At 48.7% G+C, this 20,050-nt stretch carries 18 protein-coding genes and 1 tRNA gene; 13 read left to right on the top strand and 6 right to left on the bottom strand.

The window, feature by feature from the left end; translation table 11 throughout:
• Both BN4_RS04700 and BN4_RS04695 read right to left on the bottom strand, forming a co-directional pair.
• Entirely contained in the window at nt 1-1,458 is a 1,458-nt protein-coding gene (locus BN4_RS04700; RefSeq protein WP_015414210.1) for an IS1182 family transposase, read from the bottom strand.
• Nucleotides 1,452-1,703 carry a hypothetical protein gene (locus tag BN4_RS04695; protein ID WP_041720136.1) on the bottom strand — a complete coding sequence of 84 codons (252 nt, stop codon included), beginning with the start codon at nt 1,701-1,703 and terminating at the stop codon, nt 1,452-1,454. The genes BN4_RS04700 and BN4_RS04695 overlap by 7 nt, the downstream gene beginning before the upstream one ends.
• 252 nt (nt 1,704-1,955) lie before the next feature.
• Here BN4_RS04695 and BN4_RS17640 point away from each other — a divergent pair.
• Nucleotides 1,956-3,121 (top strand): IS3 family transposase gene (locus tag BN4_RS17640; RefSeq protein ID WP_407635864.1). Its coding sequence is split into 2 segments (ribosomal slippage): nt 1,956-2,231 and nt 2,234-3,121, totalling 1,164 coding nucleotides; the frame shifts between segments, so codons are not numbered across the junction.
• Nucleotides 3,122-3,436: 315 nt separating this feature from the next.
• Here BN4_RS17640 and BN4_RS18045 read toward each other — a convergent pair.
• The 3 genes from BN4_RS18045 to BN4_RS04675 form a co-directional block, all read right to left on the bottom strand.
• Nucleotides 3,437-3,787, bottom strand: a complete 351-nt coding sequence (locus BN4_RS18045; RefSeq protein ID WP_015414207.1) for a hypothetical protein — start codon at nt 3,785-3,787, stop codon at nt 3,437-3,439.
• A gap of 658 nt (nt 3,788-4,445) precedes the next feature.
• Nucleotides 4,446-4,521, bottom strand: a tRNA-Ala gene (locus BN4_RS04680).
• Nucleotides 4,522-4,613: 92 nt separating this feature from the next.
• Nucleotides 4,614-5,933 (bottom strand): glycosyltransferase family protein, encoded by a 1,320-nt coding sequence (locus BN4_RS04675; RefSeq protein ID WP_231856577.1) that lies wholly within the window; start codon nt 5,931-5,933, stop codon nt 4,614-4,616.
• 261 nt (nt 5,934-6,194) lie between these two features.
• Between BN4_RS04675 and BN4_RS04670 the strand changes: the two genes are divergently transcribed.
• The 12 genes from BN4_RS04670 to BN4_RS04615 all read left to right on the top strand — a co-directional run bounded on the left by BN4_RS04670 (nt 6,195) and on the right by BN4_RS04615 (nt 19,082).
• A complete protein-coding gene (locus BN4_RS04670) occupies nt 6,195-6,794 on the top strand; it encodes an RlmE family RNA methyltransferase (protein ID WP_015414204.1) in 600 nt (199 codons plus the stop codon).
• 54 nt (nt 6,795-6,848) lie between these two features.
• Nucleotides 6,849-7,592, top strand: coding sequence for a YebC/PmpR family DNA-binding transcriptional regulator (locus tag BN4_RS04665; protein ID WP_015414203.1), 744 nt, complete (start codon nt 6,849-6,851; stop codon nt 7,590-7,592).
• A 3-nt stretch (nt 7,593-7,595) separates the two neighbouring features.
• The gene (gene ruvC / locus BN4_RS04660) at nt 7,596-8,102 is read left to right on the top strand and encodes a crossover junction endodeoxyribonuclease RuvC (protein WP_015414202.1); all 507 of its coding nucleotides are present in this window, start codon (nt 7,596-7,598) and stop codon (nt 8,100-8,102) included.
• A 195-nt stretch (nt 8,103-8,297) separates the two neighbouring features.
• A complete protein-coding gene (gene ruvA, locus BN4_RS04655; RefSeq protein ID WP_015414201.1) occupies nt 8,298-8,915 on the top strand; it encodes a Holliday junction branch migration protein RuvA in 618 nt (205 codons plus the stop codon).
• Nucleotides 8,912-9,901, top strand: coding sequence for a Holliday junction branch migration DNA helicase RuvB (gene ruvB, locus BN4_RS04650; protein ID WP_015414200.1), 990 nt, complete (start codon nt 8,912-8,914; stop codon nt 9,899-9,901). Before ruvA ends, ruvB begins: the two co-directional genes overlap by 4 nt.
• 18 nt (nt 9,902-9,919) lie before the next feature.
• Nucleotides 9,920-12,331 (top strand): DNA internalization-related competence protein ComEC/Rec2, encoded by a 2,412-nt coding sequence (locus BN4_RS04645; RefSeq protein WP_015414199.1) that lies wholly within the window; start codon nt 9,920-9,922, stop codon nt 12,329-12,331.
• A gap of 118 nt (nt 12,332-12,449) precedes the next feature.
• Nucleotides 12,450-13,310 carry an HDOD domain-containing protein gene (locus BN4_RS04640; RefSeq protein WP_015414198.1) on the top strand — a complete coding sequence of 287 codons (861 nt, stop codon included), beginning with the start codon at nt 12,450-12,452 and terminating at the stop codon, nt 13,308-13,310.
• Entirely contained in the window at nt 13,310-14,191 is an 882-nt protein-coding gene (locus BN4_RS04635) for an MBL fold metallo-hydrolase (RefSeq protein WP_015414197.1), read from the top strand. The genes BN4_RS04640 and BN4_RS04635 overlap by 1 nt, the downstream gene beginning before the upstream one ends.
• Nucleotides 14,192-14,297: 106 nt before the next feature.
• A complete protein-coding gene (locus BN4_RS04630) occupies nt 14,298-14,693 on the top strand; it encodes a response regulator (protein WP_015414196.1) in 396 nt (131 codons plus the stop codon).
• Between the two features lie 169 nt (nt 14,694-14,862).
• Complete coding sequence (gene ricT, locus BN4_RS04625) at nt 14,863-16,074, top strand: PSP1 domain-containing protein (protein WP_015414195.1); 1,212 nt, start codon at nt 14,863-14,865, stop codon at nt 16,072-16,074.
• Nucleotides 16,075-16,119: 45 nt separating this feature from the next.
• A complete protein-coding gene (gene metG, locus BN4_RS04620; RefSeq protein WP_015414194.1) occupies nt 16,120-18,075 on the top strand; it encodes a methionine--tRNA ligase in 1,956 nt (651 codons plus the stop codon).
• Between the two features lie 224 nt (nt 18,076-18,299).
• Nucleotides 18,300-19,082 carry a tetratricopeptide repeat protein gene (locus BN4_RS04615; protein ID WP_015414193.1) on the top strand — a complete coding sequence of 261 codons (783 nt, stop codon included), beginning with the start codon at nt 18,300-18,302 and terminating at the stop codon, nt 19,080-19,082.
• Between the two features lie 3 nt (nt 19,083-19,085).
• On the opposite strand, the gene BN4_RS04610 is transcribed toward BN4_RS04615, so the two are convergent.
• Complete coding sequence (locus BN4_RS04610) at nt 19,086-20,042, bottom strand: YbgA family protein (RefSeq protein ID WP_015414192.1); 957 nt, start codon at nt 20,040-20,042, stop codon at nt 19,086-19,088.
• Nucleotides 20,043-20,050 lie beyond the last annotated feature (8 nt).

Here is a 20,050-nt window from a genome sequence, read left to right as displayed (position 1 = left end):
TCACGTCGCCAAAAGGTTGTTTTGTTGGGTTGTTGTCGTGAAAGAACCACCTGAAAGGGCTCTCAAGCGGAAATGACGTAAAAATGATGACAATATTGCATGCAAAAGGCCTATTGGAACCAGCATCATAGCCATTTTCTTCATATTCTGGCAGGCGGAGGAAAGCAGACTTTGCTCTTGCACTTTAGACAAGCCTCGGAAGCGGGCATAGCGATGCCCATGCAATTCTTTCGCATCGGCAAAGCTGCGTTCAACGGTCTCTTTTCGCCGGACGTAAACCCGCTTTCCATACTCGCTGAGGCGGTGCTGATCGATCAAGTCTTTATGGTTCTGCCAAACATGCCGACTGATTGTCTTTTTGTGAGTTCTGCTCGTCGTACATTCTCCAAGTCGTCGACAGGATTGACACTGTTCTGGCGAAGAAGCGTACTGTCGATACCCTTCTCGGTTCGTTGTCACATAGTGAAGTTTTTGACCCTCTGGGCAGATATAACAATCGGTTTCAGGCTGATATTGGTACAGCCGTTTGGGGAGCATTCCTTTGCGACGAGGTGGCCGACGATAGCCAATGACACCATAAATATCTTTTTCTATCAGCGCCTTGCATATATGTGGTGTGAAATATCCGGCATCAAGTCCTACGTTTTTCACTGAAAAATCGAACCGATCAATCTGCCTTTCTAGCCTTTCCAGATACGGCACGCTATCGTGCAAGGCCGCCGAGGTCACATGGCTGTCGGTGATAATGTTGCAGCGGCTGTCTACCGTGCGATGATCCAGATAAAAGAAGCCTTTGGGCTTACCTTCTCGGACCATATAACCGCTTTCAGGGTCGGTCGTACTTTGCTTGATCTGCTTTTCTTCAGGCTCGACAGATCGTACTTTTAGCGGCTTTTTACCATGCTCACGTCGATCTTCCTCCACGGCTTCATCGAGTTCGCCGAGGTAGGATTTTGTGCTTTTACTGACCTGCTTTTCCTTGTATTTATTCTTGTTCGCATTGGCCTTGAGATGAGTTGAGTCGGTGTAAAGCGTATGCCCACCAACAAGATTCTTGTGCATGGCCTGAACTACGATCCCATCAAAAATGTCTTGGGCAACGCTGGTTCCATTAAACCTGCGCCGCCTGTTCTGGCTGAGGGTCGAGGCATTGGGAATCTTGTCCTGCAAGCCAAATCCGAGGAACCATCGATAAGCCATGTTGACCTCGATCTCTCTCACGAGTTGTCGCTCGCTACGGATTCCGAACAGGTAGCCAATAAACAGCATTTTGAAGAGCACTACCGGGTCAATGGCTGGTCGTCCATTGTCTTCGCAGTACAGCTCCTTGGTGCGTTTGCGGATGAAGGAAAAGTCTATGACTTTGGCAATTTTTCGAAGAAGATGGTTTTGTGGGACCAGGTCATTGATCGAAACAAACTCCATCTTTACTTGTTGGTCTTTAGGCGTTTTCAGCATAAAAATAGTATAAGAAAACCCTCGCCAAAAGGCGAGGGTTTGTCAGCAGTCTGAGCCCCCGAAAGGGGGCTTTGCTTATATAGACACCTGTTGTCGCGTGCAGGGCATCTTTTCCTTATCTGCCTTGCTATCTTTCGTGCGAATCCCAAGTTGAACTGGGCCGCTTCGTAGGTCATTCCTACAAGAGAGTTGCATAACTTCTCTTTTTTATCTGCATTCTTTTCTGCGTTTATTGCTTCAATCATGACTCGTATTTTTCCACGCCGCTTGTTGGGAATATCCAGCCTGTTATTGCACAAGGCAAGTCCTGTAATGACTTTTGCTTTATTGCCTGTGTAAAGACGCTGTTTATGGGGTTTGTATCCATAGCTGGCGATAATCTTATCGATATTGAAGCTGGTTTCTTTTGATAGTTTTTGACCAGAAAAAGAGAAGTGGGTCTAAGAAACTGGACCACAGTATAAGGTGGACATATGATAGCCGAAGGAGGCTTTTCGATGTCCAAGAAGAGAAGAAGATTTACTGCTGAATTCAAAGCCCGTGTAGCCCTCGACGCTTTGTCTGGCGAGCACACACTTTCCGAGCTGGCCAGCAAGTATGGAGTTCACACCAACCAGATATCCACGTGGAAACGACAAGCCAAAGAAGGTATTGTCGCGTCATTTTCTGGCAAGGCAGAGAAGAGCCAGCAAATGGACGATGCACATATCAAGGATCTGCACGCTAAGATCGGCCAACTTCTGATCGAGAAGGATTTTTTGCAACAAGCCTTCGCCAAAATCTGAGCTGCGAGCGAAGGCGTGAAGTCGTCGACAAAGAGCATCCACAACTCAGCGTCCGGCGACAATGCAGAATCCTCAAACTGCAACGCTCAACATACTATTATCAGCCGATTGGCGAATCATCGTATAACTTGGAGTTGATGAAACGCATCGACGAGTTGTTCATGGAGCTACCATTTTTCGGCTCACGCCAGATGCGCAACATTCTGCGGGATGAAGGGCATCTGGTTGGCCGTGGTCGTGTGAGACGACTTATGCGCAAGATGGGCTTGATGGCGATTTACCAAAAACCGAGGACGAGTGATCCTCATCCACAGCACAAAATATATCCGTATTTGTTGCGGAACATGAAGATCACAAAGCCAAATCAAGTTTGGTGTACCGACATTACTTACATTCCGATGAAACGAGGCTTCTTGTATCTCGTGGCAATCATGGATTGGCATAGCCGGGCAGTATTGTCGTGGCGTTTGTCGAATACGATGGAGGCCGACTTTTGTGTCGTAGCTTTGGAGGATGCGATCAACCGTTATGGAGAACCTGAGATATTCAACACAGACCAGGGGAGCCAGTTCACCAGCTATGAATTCACAAAGACTCTGCGGGATGCTGGCATCCGCATTTCAATGGATGGCCGAGGACGCTGGATGGATAACGTCATGATCGAACGACTCTGGAAGTCTTTGAAATACGAATGTGTCTACTTGCGGGAACTGGAGACAGGAAGTGAGCTGCGGAGTGCCTTGGCCTGGTGGTTTAACTTCTACAATAATCGGCGTCCTCATAAGACCTTTGACGGACGCAAGCCGATGGAGATATATCAAAGCGGTCCCATCCCAGAGGGGGTACCCCCTCTGGGATGGACCCACAAGGCGGCGTAACACGTAAAACTGTCCACCTTAAATTCGCCGCTCAGTGGTCCGATAAAGTGAACCCACTTCTAAGTTACGTCGTCGACGTATAAGGTCATGGCAAGGTTGTGTGATTTGCTAAAAGTGGAAAGCTGGTCAAACATGCCAACATTTGTCCAGAATGAAAGTAGTGGGCTAATACATGACCCTGTGGGTAAAGTCCTTTTGAAAGCACATAATCTTGTAAGAAGATGTGCGACATCTGCGTTGCACTTTAGCGTGCTGTTGAAAAAATGGTAGATGCGGCCAAATGTTACCGATTCATAAAAACTTTTAATATCTACTTTATTGGCGGCTTTGTTTGGGAGATGGGTTTCCGCGTTCGTTTTGTAGCGATTTTCCCTTAGTCGCAGAGTGTAAATAATCAGAAGTTTTTACGCATTTTAATAGGGATAAAATTCGTTCGTGAACACTTTTTAGATGTGGTCGAACTTCTTGAACCAATCGTTCTTTTTTTAAAAAGTATGGGTGGGCCAGCTTACCCTTTGGAGAAAGTGTATATACTTTGTAGTTGTCGTTACTTGAGGCTAGTTTTTGTAAGTCGTCAAGAGATTGGCCTAAAAGAAGCGCAAGTTTCTTTTTAGTTCTCAGTTTATACAGGGGGGATTGAGAGAGCGGGTATTTGTGCTTTTGCATTAATCACCAGCAAGTGAAGCAGTTAAAAAAAATCAGAAGGAGTTAGCTTCCGAAAAAAATGTTGATGGCGCTAGCCAACAGCGGGATTAACATGGATCCTATTTGGATCGCAGTTTCAGTGAAACTGGTTTCATGTTTCACGCACACTTCATTCGTCAGCGGTCTTCCAGCAGATGAAAATCTAAATCGAACATCTAGTTCAATAGTCATAAGATGACTCCTTGTGTTATTGGCCTGAGCGCGATTGCTCATAACCGTTACTCTCTACACAAGGTCATTATGAATAGGGGTAGCTAAAAGTTTGTCCTCTTTCTGACTGTCCGGCCGACTCACAGGGCGTCTTAGATGCGTAGATGTCTGTACATGTGTTGTGATCATGCGACAGTGTCGTCCTGTTCGGCGTCGGCCTCATTATGTCAAAGATCTTTGTGATCTTCACGGGATTGGTGAATCCCAACTAGTGAGAGATTCTGCCCTTGATTTTCATCTGTTTGCTAAATAATCCACCAATAGGATCATGTTAATAGAGTTGTCTTTTTTTTATCTGATGTCGACTTTTGGGGTCTGAAATGAGGGGGGCAAGTGGTGGGAATGTGGTGTTTATTGCGGTAAATAAAAAAAGGGTTTCAAGTAATCACTTGAAACCCTTTGTCTTTCTTGGTGGAGACGAAGAGATTTGAACTCTCGACTTCTGCCTTGCGAAGGCAGCGCTCTCCCAGCTGAGCTACGTCCCCAATGGAGTGAAAATCATTAGTCCTTTTTGTGCAGTGGCACAACCTTTTTTCATTGTGTGGAGAGTTATTTGACGGAATCTATTACAGGAAAGTCAGGGAAGCCCGAGAGCTTGAGTGAGGGTTTCAAGTCTGTTGTGATAGGTATGGTGCTCTTGGATTTCTTTTTTCCAGGCGTCTTGTAAAGTGATTTTATCGGAGTCATTCTTTTGAAAGGTAGTGAAAAGTGGTCCGATATCTGCCGTGACCTTATATGTAATGGGCGTGGTGAGCGAATCGGGAAAGATCGTCAGACCGGGGTTGGCGTCGGTGAGGAGGAAGCCGCCAGCGCACCAAACATCAAAGTGACGCTGGGTTAGTCCGGCAGGGAGTTGCATACCCGTGATGTTGAGTATCGCACCTGCAGCGTGGTACACGGCGGGGAGTGCTCCGTAGTAATCGAGAAATCGGCGAATGTCGTTTGTTATCCCTGAGTATTGACGCCATTTATCGTCACCGAAAATGACTGTCTCTTCCCCGGCTGCCGTGAGGCAGTCGAGCTTCCACCGTTGCCCGGTCACTTCTGCGCCTATCCCTACTGTTCGAATCTCATTGCCCGGCCAGGGGCGGGATGGGATTTGCTTATGCCACCAGTGGAAGTGAGGACGCTCCCCACGACTGAGCATTGAGACAGCCTGTTCCATCTGGGCTTTGGGTGGTTTTAATCCTGCAAAAAATTTCTGTTTTCTGGGGAATTCAGAACGGCCGACAAAAACAAGTTTGTTTTCCAGGTCGTTGCCGTGATCCGGCAGGGGGCCGGGCTGAGAGAATAATTCAGGACAGGCCGCAAGGGGGAGATGAGTGACTTCTGATGCTCCGGCTCTTTTGAGGGGAGTTATAAAAGTGTGATCCGTGACGAAAAGAGGGACTTCTTTCCAAAAACCGGACTTTATTGAGGGGAGGATGTTGAATGGATTATCCACCAGCCAGATACCTGTTTTAACACCTGCTTCACGCAGGATGTTGAAGCCAAGCCCAAAGGGGTCCAATCCCTTGAAGTTGACGGAAAGAAATAACGCAGGAGTCTCATGCTCCATGAAAGCGGGGAGAGCTGTGCCTGGCGAGCGTTCCAAGTGCTCCTGATTGATGGTGCGGACAGTATACCCTCTGGCTTCCAAAGCATGGAGAAGTTCTCTGACCAGGAGATCGTTTTCAGCGAAGGGGAGCCAGGCTATTTGTGATTGAGGCGTGAGGATCGTATGGCCCAGAGCCACCCGTGCCGTTAGAGGGGCCCAGAATGACGGAAAGGCCTTGAGACCTGGCCTATATCGTATAATCGTACTCTGCGCCGCCAGTTCTGGAGTAAAAAGTTGAGGGTCTAATGGGAGAAAACCGGATGGAACCCTTTTGTCCCATGATTGAATTTGCGATTGCATGGTCGGGCATTCTATGAAGTATGCGTGTGTATACTGTGGGAATAATTTTTTAATTTCAGCTGGTTCCGGACCAAGACCGAGGCAAATAAGATTTTTGGCACCTGGGATTACTTCGAATTGATTCGGGCCATCGGGAAGGGTCTGTAGGTTGCCCAACTCATTTATTATGCGGATTCTGACAGGTCTGGTCACGTGACTGCACTTGGCTTTTTCGGTATATTCGGGTAGGGAAACGCTCCACGCCGATCAAGGAGCGTTGCCATGAAACAATATCAGGATAAGTACTTTAAAAGGGCCAAAAAGGAAAACTACGCCGCCCGATCCGTCTACAAGCTCAAGGAGATGGACAAGCGGTTCAAGCTTTTCAAGCCGGGCCAGACCGTTCTCGACCTCGGAGCAGCTCCTGGGTCGTGGACTCAGTTTGCTGGAGAGCGGGTTGGTAAGACCGGGCATGTGCTTGGTGTCGATATTCAGGAGACGAAACATAGCTTTCCTGAAAATATTACTTTTTTGCAGGCAGATGTTTTTTCCGATGCTCCCGAATTATTGGAAGCAATGGAACCGTTGCGGCCTTTTGACCTTATTATCAGTGATATGGCCCCCAAGACAACCGGAATTAAATTTGCCGATCAGGCAAACAGTCTGGAGTTGTGTGAGCGGGCTTTTGAAGTTGCACTCAAGTATCTCAAAACGGGCGGTCATTTTACGGTCAAGATTTTTGAGAGTGGCGACACCAAGGATTTTCGGGATGCTTTGCGTCCCTATTTTGGCAAGATAAAGAATTTTAAACCGTACAGTTCGCGTTCTGAAAGCAAGGAGATATTTATCGTCGCCCTTGGCTTTAAGGGCGCGGACGGATAAAGTCGACGGCTCAGAATAAAACAGGATATTTTTTTATACTACTCAGGAGGAAGTATGGCAGGGCATAGTAAATGGGCTAATATCCAGCATCGCAAAGGGCGCCAGGACGCTAAAAAAGCCAAATTTTTCACCAAGGCGGCCAAGGACATTATCCTCGCGGCCAAGGCTGGCGGCGGTAACCCGGAAGATAACTCTGGTCTCCGTCTTGCCATTCAGAAGGCAAAAGCGGTTAACCTGCCCAAGGACAAGATCGACAATGCCATCAAGAAGGGCACTGGCGAATTGGCCGGTGGTGATATCATGGAGATTCTGTACGAAGGGTACGGCCCTGGCGGTGTGGCCATGTTGGTCGATGTTGCCACGGATAATAAAAACCGTGTGGTTGCGGAGATTCGTCACGCCTTTACCAAGCACAATGGCAATATGGCTGAAGCTGGAGCTGTGGCGTATATGTTCAACAAAAAGGGCATCATCGTTTTCGAGAAAGAAAAGTTTACCGAAGACGATCTGATGCTGGTTGGCCTGGAAGCTGGAGCCGAGGATATCGTGGATGATGGTGACACCTTCACCGTGCTGACTGCTCCTGGAGATTTCATGGCTGTACAGCAGGCATTTGTTGATGCTGAGATGGAATATCAATCTGCCGAGTTTGGTCAGGTTCCAGAGAATCTCGTCCCTGTGGATGTTGCGACTGGTAAAAAGGTCATGGCATTGTTCGATGTGCTGGAAGATAATGACGATGTACAGAAGGTTTATCTTAACGCAGATTTTCCTGACGAACTGTTCGAGGAAGAGTAATTCGTGGCAGGTCGCGGATTGGTCGTCATAGGACTGGACCCTGGCTCTCGTGTGACCGGGTATGGCATTGTCCGGGAAGTATCAGGACAAACCTCTCTTATTGAGACCGGCACTATTCGTACCCCGGTCAAAAAGGATATGGCGACCCGATTGGGTGTCATCTTTGATCGGCTGCAAATTCTCATTCGGACTCATGGGCCGGTGGAAGCCGCTATTGAGAATGTTTTTGTTTCAAAAAACCCCTCGTCTGCCCTGAAGCTGGGACAGGCGAGGGGAGCTGCAATGGCAGCCTGCGCCATCAATAATATTCCTGTTTCGGAGTATGAACCGACCAAGGTTAAAAAGAACCTTGTCGGATTGGGGAATGCGCCCAAGGATCAGGTCGCTTTTATGGTCGCGCATTGTTTGGGTGTCAAAAAACCAGATTGGGCGGAAGATGCTTCAGACGCATTGGCTATTGCCATTTGTCATCTGAATGAGCGCCGGATGCGGAGGCTCACCGGATGCTGATGGTTCTCTTGTGGGACTCAAGGCAAGTCTTTTCTACCAGTGCCAGAATGCTTTTTCATTCGTTATAGAGTCATTTTCTTTCTTTCCTTTTATCGTTCAGCTGTGCCGGTATTGACTCCGGTGCGAAAAGTTGACAACCATTCCCTTTGAATTGCGTCCGGTAATGGGCTAATAACCGTGCAACGGAGGCTTTGCATGATCGGATATTTACAGGGGTCGCTCCTTTCTGCGGATGAACAGGGTCTGGTTGTTCTGACGCCGGGAGGTGTGGGATATGAGGTTGCTGCACCGACATCTGTGGTGGCCAAGCTGCCCGGACAAGGCGGTGACATTGCACTGTTTATTCACACACAGGTGGCGGAAAAAGCGATTGATCTATTTGGTTTTTTAGAGGCCGATGACCTGGATTTATTCCGTACGCTCATTTCTATTGATAAGCTGGGCCCAAAGAAGGCGCTCGCGATCCTGTCCATGTACGACGCCGACCATTTGCGCGAAATCGCGTTTCGCGAGGATGTGGACATGTTGTCGCGAGTCCCTGGTATTGGCCCGAAATCGGCCAAGCAGATATTGTGGAATCTCAAGGATAAAGTGAATAAGCTGACCCAGACCACAGCGAGGGTTCATTCTGCTGGAGCCCCTCAGGGGCCGCAGGGGGAATACCTTGATGCCCTCGCCGGGCTGAAGGGGCTGGGGTATTCCGAAGACGAAGTTCGTCCCATGATCATGGCTGTTTTTGATGAAGAACCCGACCTTGAAGCCGCTGGTGCTATTCGTGCGGTTCTCAAGAAAATCAACGCGGCACGTTCATGAGTAAGTGCACTCTTCCCGAAGAAAATGTCAGGCCTAAAAGACTGAGTGATTTCATTGGTCAGGAAGACCTGCGGTGCAATCTAGATGTTTTTATCCGGGCTGCTACGGAGCGAGGTCGTCCTCTTGATCACACACTTTTCTATGGCAATCCGGGGCTGGGCAAGACGACTCTGGCACGGATAATGGCCAGTGAATTGGGTGTAAATATGGTCTCAACGTCCGGTCCCGTCATTGAACGTTCCGGTGACCTTGCCGCGATCCTGACCAATCTGGACAGAGGTGATATCCTGTTTATAGATGAAATTCACCGCATGCCCGCCACGGTAGAAGAAGTCTTATATCCGGCCATGGAAGATTTTCAGATCGATCTGGTAATCGGGTCCGGGCCGGGTGCTCGAACTGTCAAGCTCGATCTGGAGCCGTTTACCCTCGTTGGCGCTACCACGAGACTCGGCCTGCTGACTTCCCCTCTTCGTGATCGTTTTGGTTGCATCTTTCGCATTGAATTCTATTCTCCTGAAGAGCTTGGTCGTATTGTTCAGCGGGCAGCCGGGATCATTGATGTGGAGGTGGAGGAAGAGGGGGCTCTCGCCATTGGCCGCCGTGCTCGGGGAACGCCTCGCATTGCCAACCGTTTGCTGCGCAGGGTGCGAGATTATGCGTTGGTGCACGGAAGTGGCGTCGTCACTCGTGAGATTGCTGAATCCTCATTGGAACGGTTGGATGTGGATCAGCATGGGCTGGACAATATGGATAGGAAAATACTCACGTTGATGGTGGAGAATTTCAATGGTGGGCCGGTTGGCCTCAAGACAATTGCCGCCGCCTGTGCCGAGGAAGTTCGGACCATTGAGGACATTTATGAACCATATCTTATTCAGTGCGGTTTCTTGAAACGTACCCCTCGCGGCCGGGTAGCTACTGCTAAAGCATACCAGCACCTTAAGTTGCGTCTGGAAGACGATGATCAGCTGCGGCTGATCTAAACCATATGGGAGGGGAGAGTGTGTGATCGCTGTTCCCGACCGGACATGGTCCCGCCTCTTGCGGGGCTGCTTCCATGGCAGAGTCTTTTTCTTGCTTTCTGCGCAGGGATATTTTCTTTCAAATATCCGGTGCCGTCTCTGACGGCGTTAGGACTTCTTCTCTTTGTCGATTTTTCTTTGCGCGGTCGGGCTTCACGAGTGCCTTTTCTCCTTTTTCTATTATGCGCCGGGTGTGGCTTTGGTTACACTAGTCTGTGGACGCCTGCTCCGGTTGAGATTCCTATCTGGATGACATCTCGTACTGCCGTCAGGGTAACGGGAACGGTGGATCGGGTTGAGCCGCGCATTGATGGGCGATTCAGGATTCTTTTGCGAGAAATAACCTGCCAGGTCGGGGAGCGGAAAGAAGGGTTGCCCGGCAAATTGGCTTGGACTTGGCGAAAGCCGGATGTGACACCATTGGAAGGGCAGACCGTCACCGCGTTCATGCGAGTGGTACCTCTTCACGGATTCACCAATCCCGGTGCCTGGGATTTTTCGTGGTACTGGCAGAGGCAGGGTGTCTTTTGGCGAGCATGGCGTGTGGGCCAAGGGCGTGAGTTGGTGTGGGGGGATGGTGTTCGCTCGTCTCTTGGTGCCTTGAAAGTGCGGGTGCGCCATCTCGTGGCGGAACACATTCCCGACACCCAGGGCGGAGCTATGGTTTTGGCTCTTGTCACTGGTGATCGATCTCAAATAGAATTGGAGACATCCGCTGCAATGCGTGCAGCCGGACTTGCTCATACATTGGCATTATCAGGTCTTCACGTTGGGTTTGTAGCTGCAATGGGATTCGCCTTGGCATGGCTCATTGGTCGGCTCTCTCCCGATCTGCTGCTCCTAATTCCCCGGCCGAAATTGGCGGTTTTCTGCGCGGCTCCTCTGGTCGCAGCCTATGCTTGGTTGGGACAGCCTTCTCCTTCGCTGACACGGTCGGCGATCATGTTTGGATTTTGGGGCGCTTTGCTCCTTCAGGGGCGCGGGCGAGTTCTCCTGGATGGGCTTTTTTTTGCGCTCGTCGTGATCATTTTTGCGTATCCCCTCGCTCTTTATGATCTGTCCCTTCAAATGTCTGCCCTGGCCGTTGCTGGCATTGGTTTGATGTACCCTGTCATACGACGATTCTTCATGGCGGGCAGTCATTGGGGCCTGACACCTTTTCTCTGGGCGGCCGGTGTGCTTGGAGTGAGTTTCTGCGCCACGACTGCTCTTTTGCCGCTGGTCTCTCGGACATTCGGTTCGTTCTGTCCAAACATACTTTTCAATGTCATTTGGCTACCAACTCTTGGATTTATCGTGATGCCCATGGGTATTCTCGGAACCCTTTTGTGCACATTTAGCTGGACTGTTCCGGTCGGAGGGAGCTTGCTCGCGGGGAGTTCGATTGTCATGAATTGGCTGCTTTCGGTGCTTGCCATGGCAGGAGAGTATGGTCTGACACCCGTCTTTTCAGTCCTCAGACCTTTATGGCCGGAGATGCTCGGTGTGTGCCTTCTGTTGTTACTTGCTCTGGTCGCTTGGTCCAAGAGACGCTTTTTTCCAGTATTGACCGCTGTTGGGTTTCTGTTCATGGTCTGGCCTCATGTGGCAATCATGGCGGCTGATACAGAGGATGTGGTCAAGGTGACGCTTCTTGATGTCGGACAAGGACAAGCGGTGGTTGTGTCTGTTCCGGGCGGACACCGTTGGCTCATCGACGGAGGTGCGGGATCGCGCCATTTTGATTTTGGTGAAGCTGTCGTTGCGCCAACATTGACATTTGGCAGACCGCCCCGGTTGGATGGGGTTTTCATGAGCCATCCTGATGTGGATCATAGCCATGGTTTGCCATTTATACTTTCCCGGTTTGATGTTGGTGCTTTTTACGGCAATGGCACTCTGCCGCGTGGGCGGACCGGGAAAAGGCTCAGAGCTGCATTTGAGAAAAAAAAGCTTGTTCCTGTGACACTTCATGCTGGACAGCGTCTTGCTCTTGGACGTGATATCTCTTTGGATGTCCTGCACCCTGCATTAGACTACAAGAATCGCCATGCCAATGAACGATCCCTAGTCCTCCGTCTTATGCGGCGAGAACATTCTTTGGCTCTCATTCCCGGTGATGTGGAAGAGAACGGTATCAAGGCTATGATGGACTCTGGGGTGGATTTGAGGGCTGATATTTTGGTCCTGCCTCATCATGGAAGTAAGTCGAGTCTGGTTCCTGCATTTTATGGGAAAATTTCACCTTTCTGCGCCGTGTGTTCAAGCGGGTATCTCAATCAATACGGTTTCCCGCATAAAGAGGTGGTGAAAGCTGTCGGTGTCCCTGTTTTTGCGACAGGTAGATATGGTCAGGTAACTGCTCAATGGGGACGGGGCAGGGACTTCTCTCTCCGCGTTGCTAGGCCTTGATCTCCTTGCCAAATATGAATATTTCTGTAATATGAGGAGCATTGGAATCCCCATTTTATCGGCTTGTCGAGTTCACGCATCGTGGATAGGGGAAGGGATACTACATCATGAGAGACTCATGCCGGACGTGAAAGATAAATTTTTGAATGCTGTGGAACAGATGCCCGCTTTTCCGAAAAGTGTCCATTTGGTTCTTAAGCTTTCCAATGATATCAACTGTTCACAGAAAGAGTTGGTGGAAGTCATCAAGAAGGACCCTGTCTTTACTTTGAAGATTCTTCGTTTGGCCAATTCTCCATATTTTGGTCTGTCTCGGGAAATTACATCCATCAATCATGCCAGTGTCTATTTGGGATTGAATACCCTGAAAAACATGGCTTTGGGACTGGCTGCCGTTGGAACCATGCCCAAGTCGAATAAAGCAGGGTTGGATATGGGAGCATTTTGGCTCCATTCGCTGGCCGTAGCTGCCGCAACCCGGATGTTGGGCACCATGCTCGGTGTTTCCAGAGATGAAGCTGCTGATTATTTTGCAGCCGGGTTGTTGCATGATATTGGCAAGGTTGTTTTTGCTTTGTCCATGCCAAAGGAATTTGCTCAGGTTGCCAGGCAGTTAGCTGAAAACCATTCAATTCTTGGAATCGAGGAAATGGCCGTTGTTGGCGTCTCTCATGCTGAGATAGGGGCTATGCTTGCGGAAAAATGGAATTTGCCCTTGGATTTGATAGATGCAATATCTCGTCATCATTCACCGACGGTTGGCGAACCTTCTCAACTGGTGGATTGTGTTTTTGCGGCGGATCAGATTAGTAAAAAACTCGCATTCGGATCAGCAGGTGATTACAATATACAACCGCTGCCCAGGTCCATTCAGGATCGATTCTCTCTTGATCTGGAGGGATTGATCGCTGAATTGCCGAATCTGGATGAAGAAGTTGAGAATGCTCGGATTTTCATTAAGCTCGGGGAGGCGGACTGATGCGGTTTCGTTTTTGGGGAACGCGTGGCTCTCTCCCCGCTCCCGGGCCAGATACCGTCAAATACGGGGGGAATACAACCTGTATAGAAATTCGTACTGAGAATGATGAACTCATTATCTTGGATGCCGGAACAGGTATCCGTGAACTCGGTATGGAGTTGGCGCCGAGAGATTTGTTGGATTGTCACCTTTTCATTTCACATACTCATTGGGATCACATTCAGGGAGCGCCATTTTTCCTCCCTCTGTTCAAACCCGGCAACAAGGTGGCTATTTACGGTCCCCCGGATCCTGTCGCCATGACGGGCATAGAAACGGTGTTGTCCAGGCAGATGGCGTACCCTCATTTTCCTGTACGAGTGGTAGAGTTGCAAGCTGATATCGTTTATGAAACTTTGACGGACGGTCACGTTGTGGATCTTGGCTTTGCCACGGTTTCAACTCACCTGATGAATCATCCTGCCATGAATTTTGGCTGCAAGATCAAGTGCGAAGGGAAAACGATTTTTTTCACGGGCGATCATGAACCTCATTTCAATATATACCAGCCGGATGACGATGGGTATGAAGAGTATGAGGAAGTTGTCAGTGAGCGTTGTCAGGCTTTAGAAGACTGTCTTCAGGGGGTTGATGTTTTCATCGCTGACGCCCAGTATACGGAGGAAGAATATCGTACCAAGCAAGGATGGGGCCATTCCACTTTTGAGAAAACCTTGGAATTGGCGAGAAGAGCGGGAGTGGGAAAAACCTTTCTTACTCACCATGAAACATCACGGTCAGATTCAGAAGTTGATGCTATTTTTGACAGGTTGTGCAAGCAATGGAATACGTGCGGTGTGGATTTTGATATGGCGAGAGAAGGGGAAAAATTTCAATTATAGGGAATTTGAGAATGGATAAAAGTCCAAGGTGGTTGCATTTTTTCAATAAAAATGCGAAAAGTCCTGTACTTTTGAGGGGAGAAAACTTGACTCCGGGAGGGCGAGAATGAAAGCGTTGATCGTGGATGATGATTTTTATAGTCGTAATATGATTCATGAGATCCTTCGGCCTGTTGCTCACTGTGACATAGCAGTCAACGGGGAGGAAGCTATTGAAGCTTTTCGGCGGGGTCTTGATGAAGAAGAGCCATACGACCTTATCTGTCTGGATTTGTTGATGCCGGAACTTGATGGACAGCAGGCTCTCCGAGAAATTCGAGCCATTGAAAAAGAATTTGATGTCGGCCCTCAGACTGAGGCAAAGGTCATTGTCACCACCATGCTTGATGATGAAAAGGAAACACATGATGCTTTCTTTCTCGGCGGTGCAACATCGTACCTTGTCAAACCCATTGATGAAGAAAAGCTGATGACAGAGGTGAAAAGCCTCGGACTTCTTTAGAATAAACACTCTTTTCCTGTCAAACCGGGCCTATGCAACCTGAGCATTCGCCCGGTTTTGTTGTCTTTACCTTGATTTGCTCAAGCCGCCTTTTTCTAATATGTTACTCTCCTCGCAAGACACTTTCTCCCCCGCAAAAACGGGATATATATAGACAGGGAACCATTCAATGAGCCAGATACTTGGTGTTAAATTTAACGATTACGGGCAGGTCTATTATTTTGGATCCGGGCCTTTCGTTGTTCGTGAAGGTCAGCATGTTATCGTCAAGACTGATCAGGGTATGGGGCTGGGGAAGGTCATTCTGACACGACAGGCCCCGGTAGAAAATGAAAGTGAGGACGAAGAAGGCCATAAAGCCATTTATCGTCTTGCCAATGAAAAGGACATGGAGTCCGTGGCCGAAAATGAAGCACTTTCCAAAGATGCCTATCAATATTGCCGTAAGTGTATCACCAAGCACAAACTCGGTATGAAGCTGGTTGATGTGGAGGTTTATTTCGATCGTTCCAAGATGATTTTCTATTTTACTGCGCCAGGGCGGATTGATTTTCGCGAGCTTATCAAGGATCTTGTTCGTGAATACAGAACCCGGATTGAGCTGCGTCAGATAGGCGTGCGCCATGAAACACAAATGCTTGGCGCAATAGGGAATTGCGGACAAATTTGTTGTTGCAGACGCTTTATGCGCAAATTTGTTCCGGTGACTATCAAGATGGCTAAGGAACAGAACCTCTTTTTGAATCCAACTAAAATTTCAGGCATTTGTGGTCGTCTTCTCTGTTGTTTGAGTTTTGAGCAGCAAGGGTATGAAGAATTTCACCGCATGTGTCCTCGTGTTGGCAAAAAATACACAACTTCCATGGGAACCGTAAAGGTCCTCAGGTCCAATTTCTTCAAGAAATCCTTGTCATTGCTGACAGAGGGATTTGAGGAAAAGGAAGTTTCCATTGACGAATGGAATGAAATGGTTAACAAGCCGCCGAGTGAAGATGCCATTGCAGAGGCACGAAGCCAGGGGGCTCGTGCCCGTCGTGCTCCGAGAAAGCCTGCTGCTCCTGCGGGAGGAAGTGAGGCTCGAAAAAGTGATGCATCAGGGGCAGAGACAGCCTCGCCATCCAAAGGGAAGGATCGCCGTTCCGGCAAACCCAAGGGACAGTCTGAAAAGAGTGGACAGGATCGGCCGCGCGGAGAGCGTCCCAAGCAGGATCGCACTAAGCAGGATCAGTCAAAATCGGATCGCCCCCGCCAGGATACTCCCCGCAAGACGGGAGATCAGCCGGACAAGCCCGCTCAGAAGGGCGGAGTGGAAAGCTCCGGAGAAGATAAAAACAAACGGTCACGTAGGCCAAGACGCCGTCGGCGCAGACCCAGGAAGTAAACGTTCTTGCTCCTCATACCGGGGGGTGGGACAAGGAGATTTGGTTTGGAACGTTTTTACATCACCACGCCTATTTACTATGTGAATGCAAAGCCCCACTTGGGACATGCGTATACCACAACGGTTGCCGACTCTCTGACTCGGTTTCACAAATTGATGGGCGAGGAGACCTATTTTCTCACCGGAACGGATGAACATGGTGACAAGATAGTTCAGGCTGCTGAGGCCCAGGGGCAGTCCCCGCAGGAGTATGTGGATACTATCAGCTCCCTGTTCAAGGATCTTTGGCCCAACATGAACATTTCCAATGATGATTTCATTCGGACCACCGAGCCTCGTCATATCGAAGTTGTTCAGACAATCCTTCAGAAAGTCTATGACTCCGGTGATATCTATTTCGGTGAATATGGTGGGCACTATTGTTTCGGCTGTGAGCGTTTTTATACCGAGAAGGAATTGGTGGATGGGAAATGCCCGGATCATCAGACCACGCCGGAATACATCGCCGAAAAGAATTATTTCTTCAAGATGTCCAAGTATCAAGGGTGGCTTAAAGAGCACATCAACAAGAATCCTGATTTCATTCGTCCTGAGCGGTACAAGAATGAAGTCATGAGTCTTCTTGAGTCCGGAGAACTCGAGGATTTGTGCATTTCCAGGCCAAAATCTCGTTTGACTTGGGGAATCGAGCTGCCCTTTGACAAGGATTACGTCACGTATGTCTGGTTTGATGCGCTCATCAATTACCTTTCTGCTCTTGGTTACCCTGATGGAAAGAAATTCGAGAAGTTCTGGCCCAAAGCCAATCATCTCGTGGCAAAGGATATCCTCAAGCCACATGCCATTTTCTGGCCGACCATGCTGAAGGCAGCAGGTATTGAACCGTATCAGTCTCTGAATGTTCATGGTTACTGGCTGGTCAAGGATACCAAAATGTCCAAATCTATCGGTAACGTTGTTGAACCATTGGCAATGAAGGATACTTATGGGTTGGATGCCTTTCGGTATTTTCTATTGCGTGACATGTCATTTGGTCAGGATTCGAGCTTTTCTGAAGAAGCCCTTGTCGGCCGTTTGAATGCGGAACTCGCCAACGACTTAGGTAATCTTTTCAATCGAACTCTTTCCATGACCCACAAGTATTTTCAGGGTATTATTCCCAGGCCCGATGTGGAAGACTTGGTGGATGCGGAAATCAAAAAGCTTGGTCAGATTGCCATGCAATCCTTTCAAGACAATTTTCTGGAATTGAAATTCTCGAGGGGTCTTGAAGGATTGTGGGAATTAGTTCGTGGCCTCAACAAGTATATTGATGCCACTGCTCCATGGACGCTTTTCAAAGAAGAAAACACAGGGCGTTTGTCCACTGTGATCTATGTTCTGCTTGAAAATATGCGTAAGATAGCAGTCCACTTGTGGCCGGTTATGCCGGAAGCAAGTGAGAAGATGCTCTCCCAACTCGGCATTACTTTCGATCCTGAAAAGGTTAATCTTCCCAAGGAATTAGATGTTTGGGGATTGCTTGAATCGGGTGATACTGTTGCTGAAACATCAAACCTGTTCCCACGGGTGGACCTGCCGGAGCCGAAACCGGAAGATTGCAAGCCTCAAGCGGAGAAAAGCAAAGGCAAGGCCAAGAAGTGCAAGAAAGCCAAAGAAGAAAAGTGTGGAACTGAATTTATCGATTTCGAGGATTTTCAAAAACTCGATTTACGGGTCGGCACAGTAAAAGAAGTTGAAAAACATCCCGATGCCGACCGCCTTCTGCTTGTTCGGGTTGATACCGGAGAAGAAGAGTTGCGCCAGGTTGTGGCTGGAATTGCGGATTCTTTTGCGCCGGATGATTTGGTAGATAAACAAGTGGTTATTGTTGCCAACCTGAAACCTCGCAAACTTCGTAAGCAGCTTTCTCAGGGGATGATTTTGGCTGTAAAGAGCGGGGATGGTCTGGAACTTTTGACTCCATCTGGTGCTGTTGATCCAGGAAGCAAGGTTAGCTAGTCACCCTGAAAAATGAAGAATCACATCGCCTGAGGGTGATGAAATAATTAAAAAGCCGTTGCTTTTTAATCGTAAAAAAAACTCAAATTCCCGACTAGTGGGAGTTTGAGTTTTTTTGCGATGGAATCTGAAAGTGGCGGGAGTCCTGTTATTCGGCATGGTCTTTGTATACCTCCATCCCGGATTCGTCATTACGCCAAAAAACAGACGATCCGGGGTGGAATATGTATATTGACGTCATGTCTCCTCAGCCCAGCGGGAAAAATGGGCCATGGGGAGAGTCGTGTGTTGGCGTGTTTCGTGAAGGACAGGTACTGACGCTCGAAGAAGTTCTTGAGTCCATTCGGAGCACATGTCTCAAAGTGTTCACTTTCGAAGATCGGGAGATCTTTTCGGATAATGAGTATGGTCTTCAGTTGTGTGCGGCCTTACGAGAAGCGGGAGTCAACATACTTTGGACAGCGCGGTTGAACCAAGAGCCATCCTGTGAACTCTTGCAAGAAATGAGGTTGGCTGGTTGTCAACGGCTCGATTTTTTTCTCCCCTCAGTGGGCATAGGCGAGGTCGTTTCCCGCGTGAGAAAGTTCGGGTTCGCTGTGAGGTTGTGTTCAATTGGTGGAGTGTGGACTTCTCGCGATGAATGGACCTATTCCGTCGCTGAAAGGGAGAGAGTGGCCACCTTGCTGCCAGATGTCCATGCAGTCCATTTCGAACTGGCTGTGGCATACTACAAAGCCCGCCGATATCGTGAGGTCATGCTTCCTTTGGGAAAAGCCATGACACTCGGATTTCCTATGAATACTCTTTGTTTGAATCTCTTGGCCTGCCTTAGCGCCGTCAAGCATTATCCAGATATGGCGGCGGGGTTGCTTGAGCAGGCCGCTTATGACTGTCCGCCTCCTGTAGTATCCCGGAACCGACGGGAAATCCGGGCATGGCTGGAGAGTGGGGGGGACGTGAGGGGAGTGCCTCTTATCCTTGAGCCGGAAGCTTCTCTTCATGTCTGATGTTTATGCATGGTTTCGCAATTTCAGCTCGAGTGGATGGGGATTCAGGTAATATTGCTCATTCAGATAGGCGACATCATACTTACGTACGTAATGGTTCATGAGCGTAACGGGGACGATAAGCGGTAGAAGATTGGTCTTGTAATTCCCGATAAGTTCGAGGCATTCTTTTTTTTCGTCTGTTGTCAGCAGTTTTTTGAAATAACCCATTATATGCATGAGAACATCAACATTTTTTTTGATGGTCGGTTTTTTTGCCAGGGCAGTGCTCATGAGAGCATGATAGCTTTCAAAGAGTTTCTCAAGCCCCATGTGCTTTCCTTCACCAACAAGTTTTCCCAGAGCGCGATACAGCGTGACGTCATGGGAACGGATAAGCATTTTGTGTCGGGAATGAAAATCGATGATGTTTTTCATATTTCTGCCTGATGCAAGCATTTTGTTCCATCTGTGCTCCACGAACAGGCGTTCAATGAAATTGCCACGGAGTACAATGTCATGGAGTCGCCCCTCGTCCTCCACAGGCAAGAGCGGATAGCGCTCCATGAGCATGCCCGCAAAGAGACCGGTTCCAGCATAGCTGTTTGGTTGCCCGCCTTCTTCGGGGTAGATTTTTATTCTGCACATGCCGCTGGAGGGCGATTTTGCCTTGAATATGAAACCGCAGAGCTGTTTTTCCTCTATTTGTGGCAGTGTTTTTTCTGCCCAAGTGCGCATAATCCCAGTCCAGTCTTTGCCACTTTCTCGTCCCATGAGCTTGTTGTTTTCCAGTGTCCCTACCAGGCGGACAGGCTCTCGCGGTACTCCCATACCACAGCCAACCTCCGGGCATATTGGATAAAAATCAAGATACTCCGCCAATGGCCCCGTGATATGGCGAGCCAAGGCATTCTGCCCATCGTACCGGACATTTTCACCTAAAAGGCATGCGCTGATGCCAATCTTGATTTTCGTTTCCATGGTAAGCT

Origin of the sequence: Pseudodesulfovibrio piezophilus C1TLV30, assembly GCF_000341895.1 — a bacterium.
Classification (GTDB): domain Bacteria; phylum Desulfobacterota; class Desulfovibrionia; order Desulfovibrionales; family Desulfovibrionaceae; genus Pseudodesulfovibrio; species Pseudodesulfovibrio piezophilus.
This window is presented reverse-complemented; position numbering and strand designations above follow the sequence as displayed.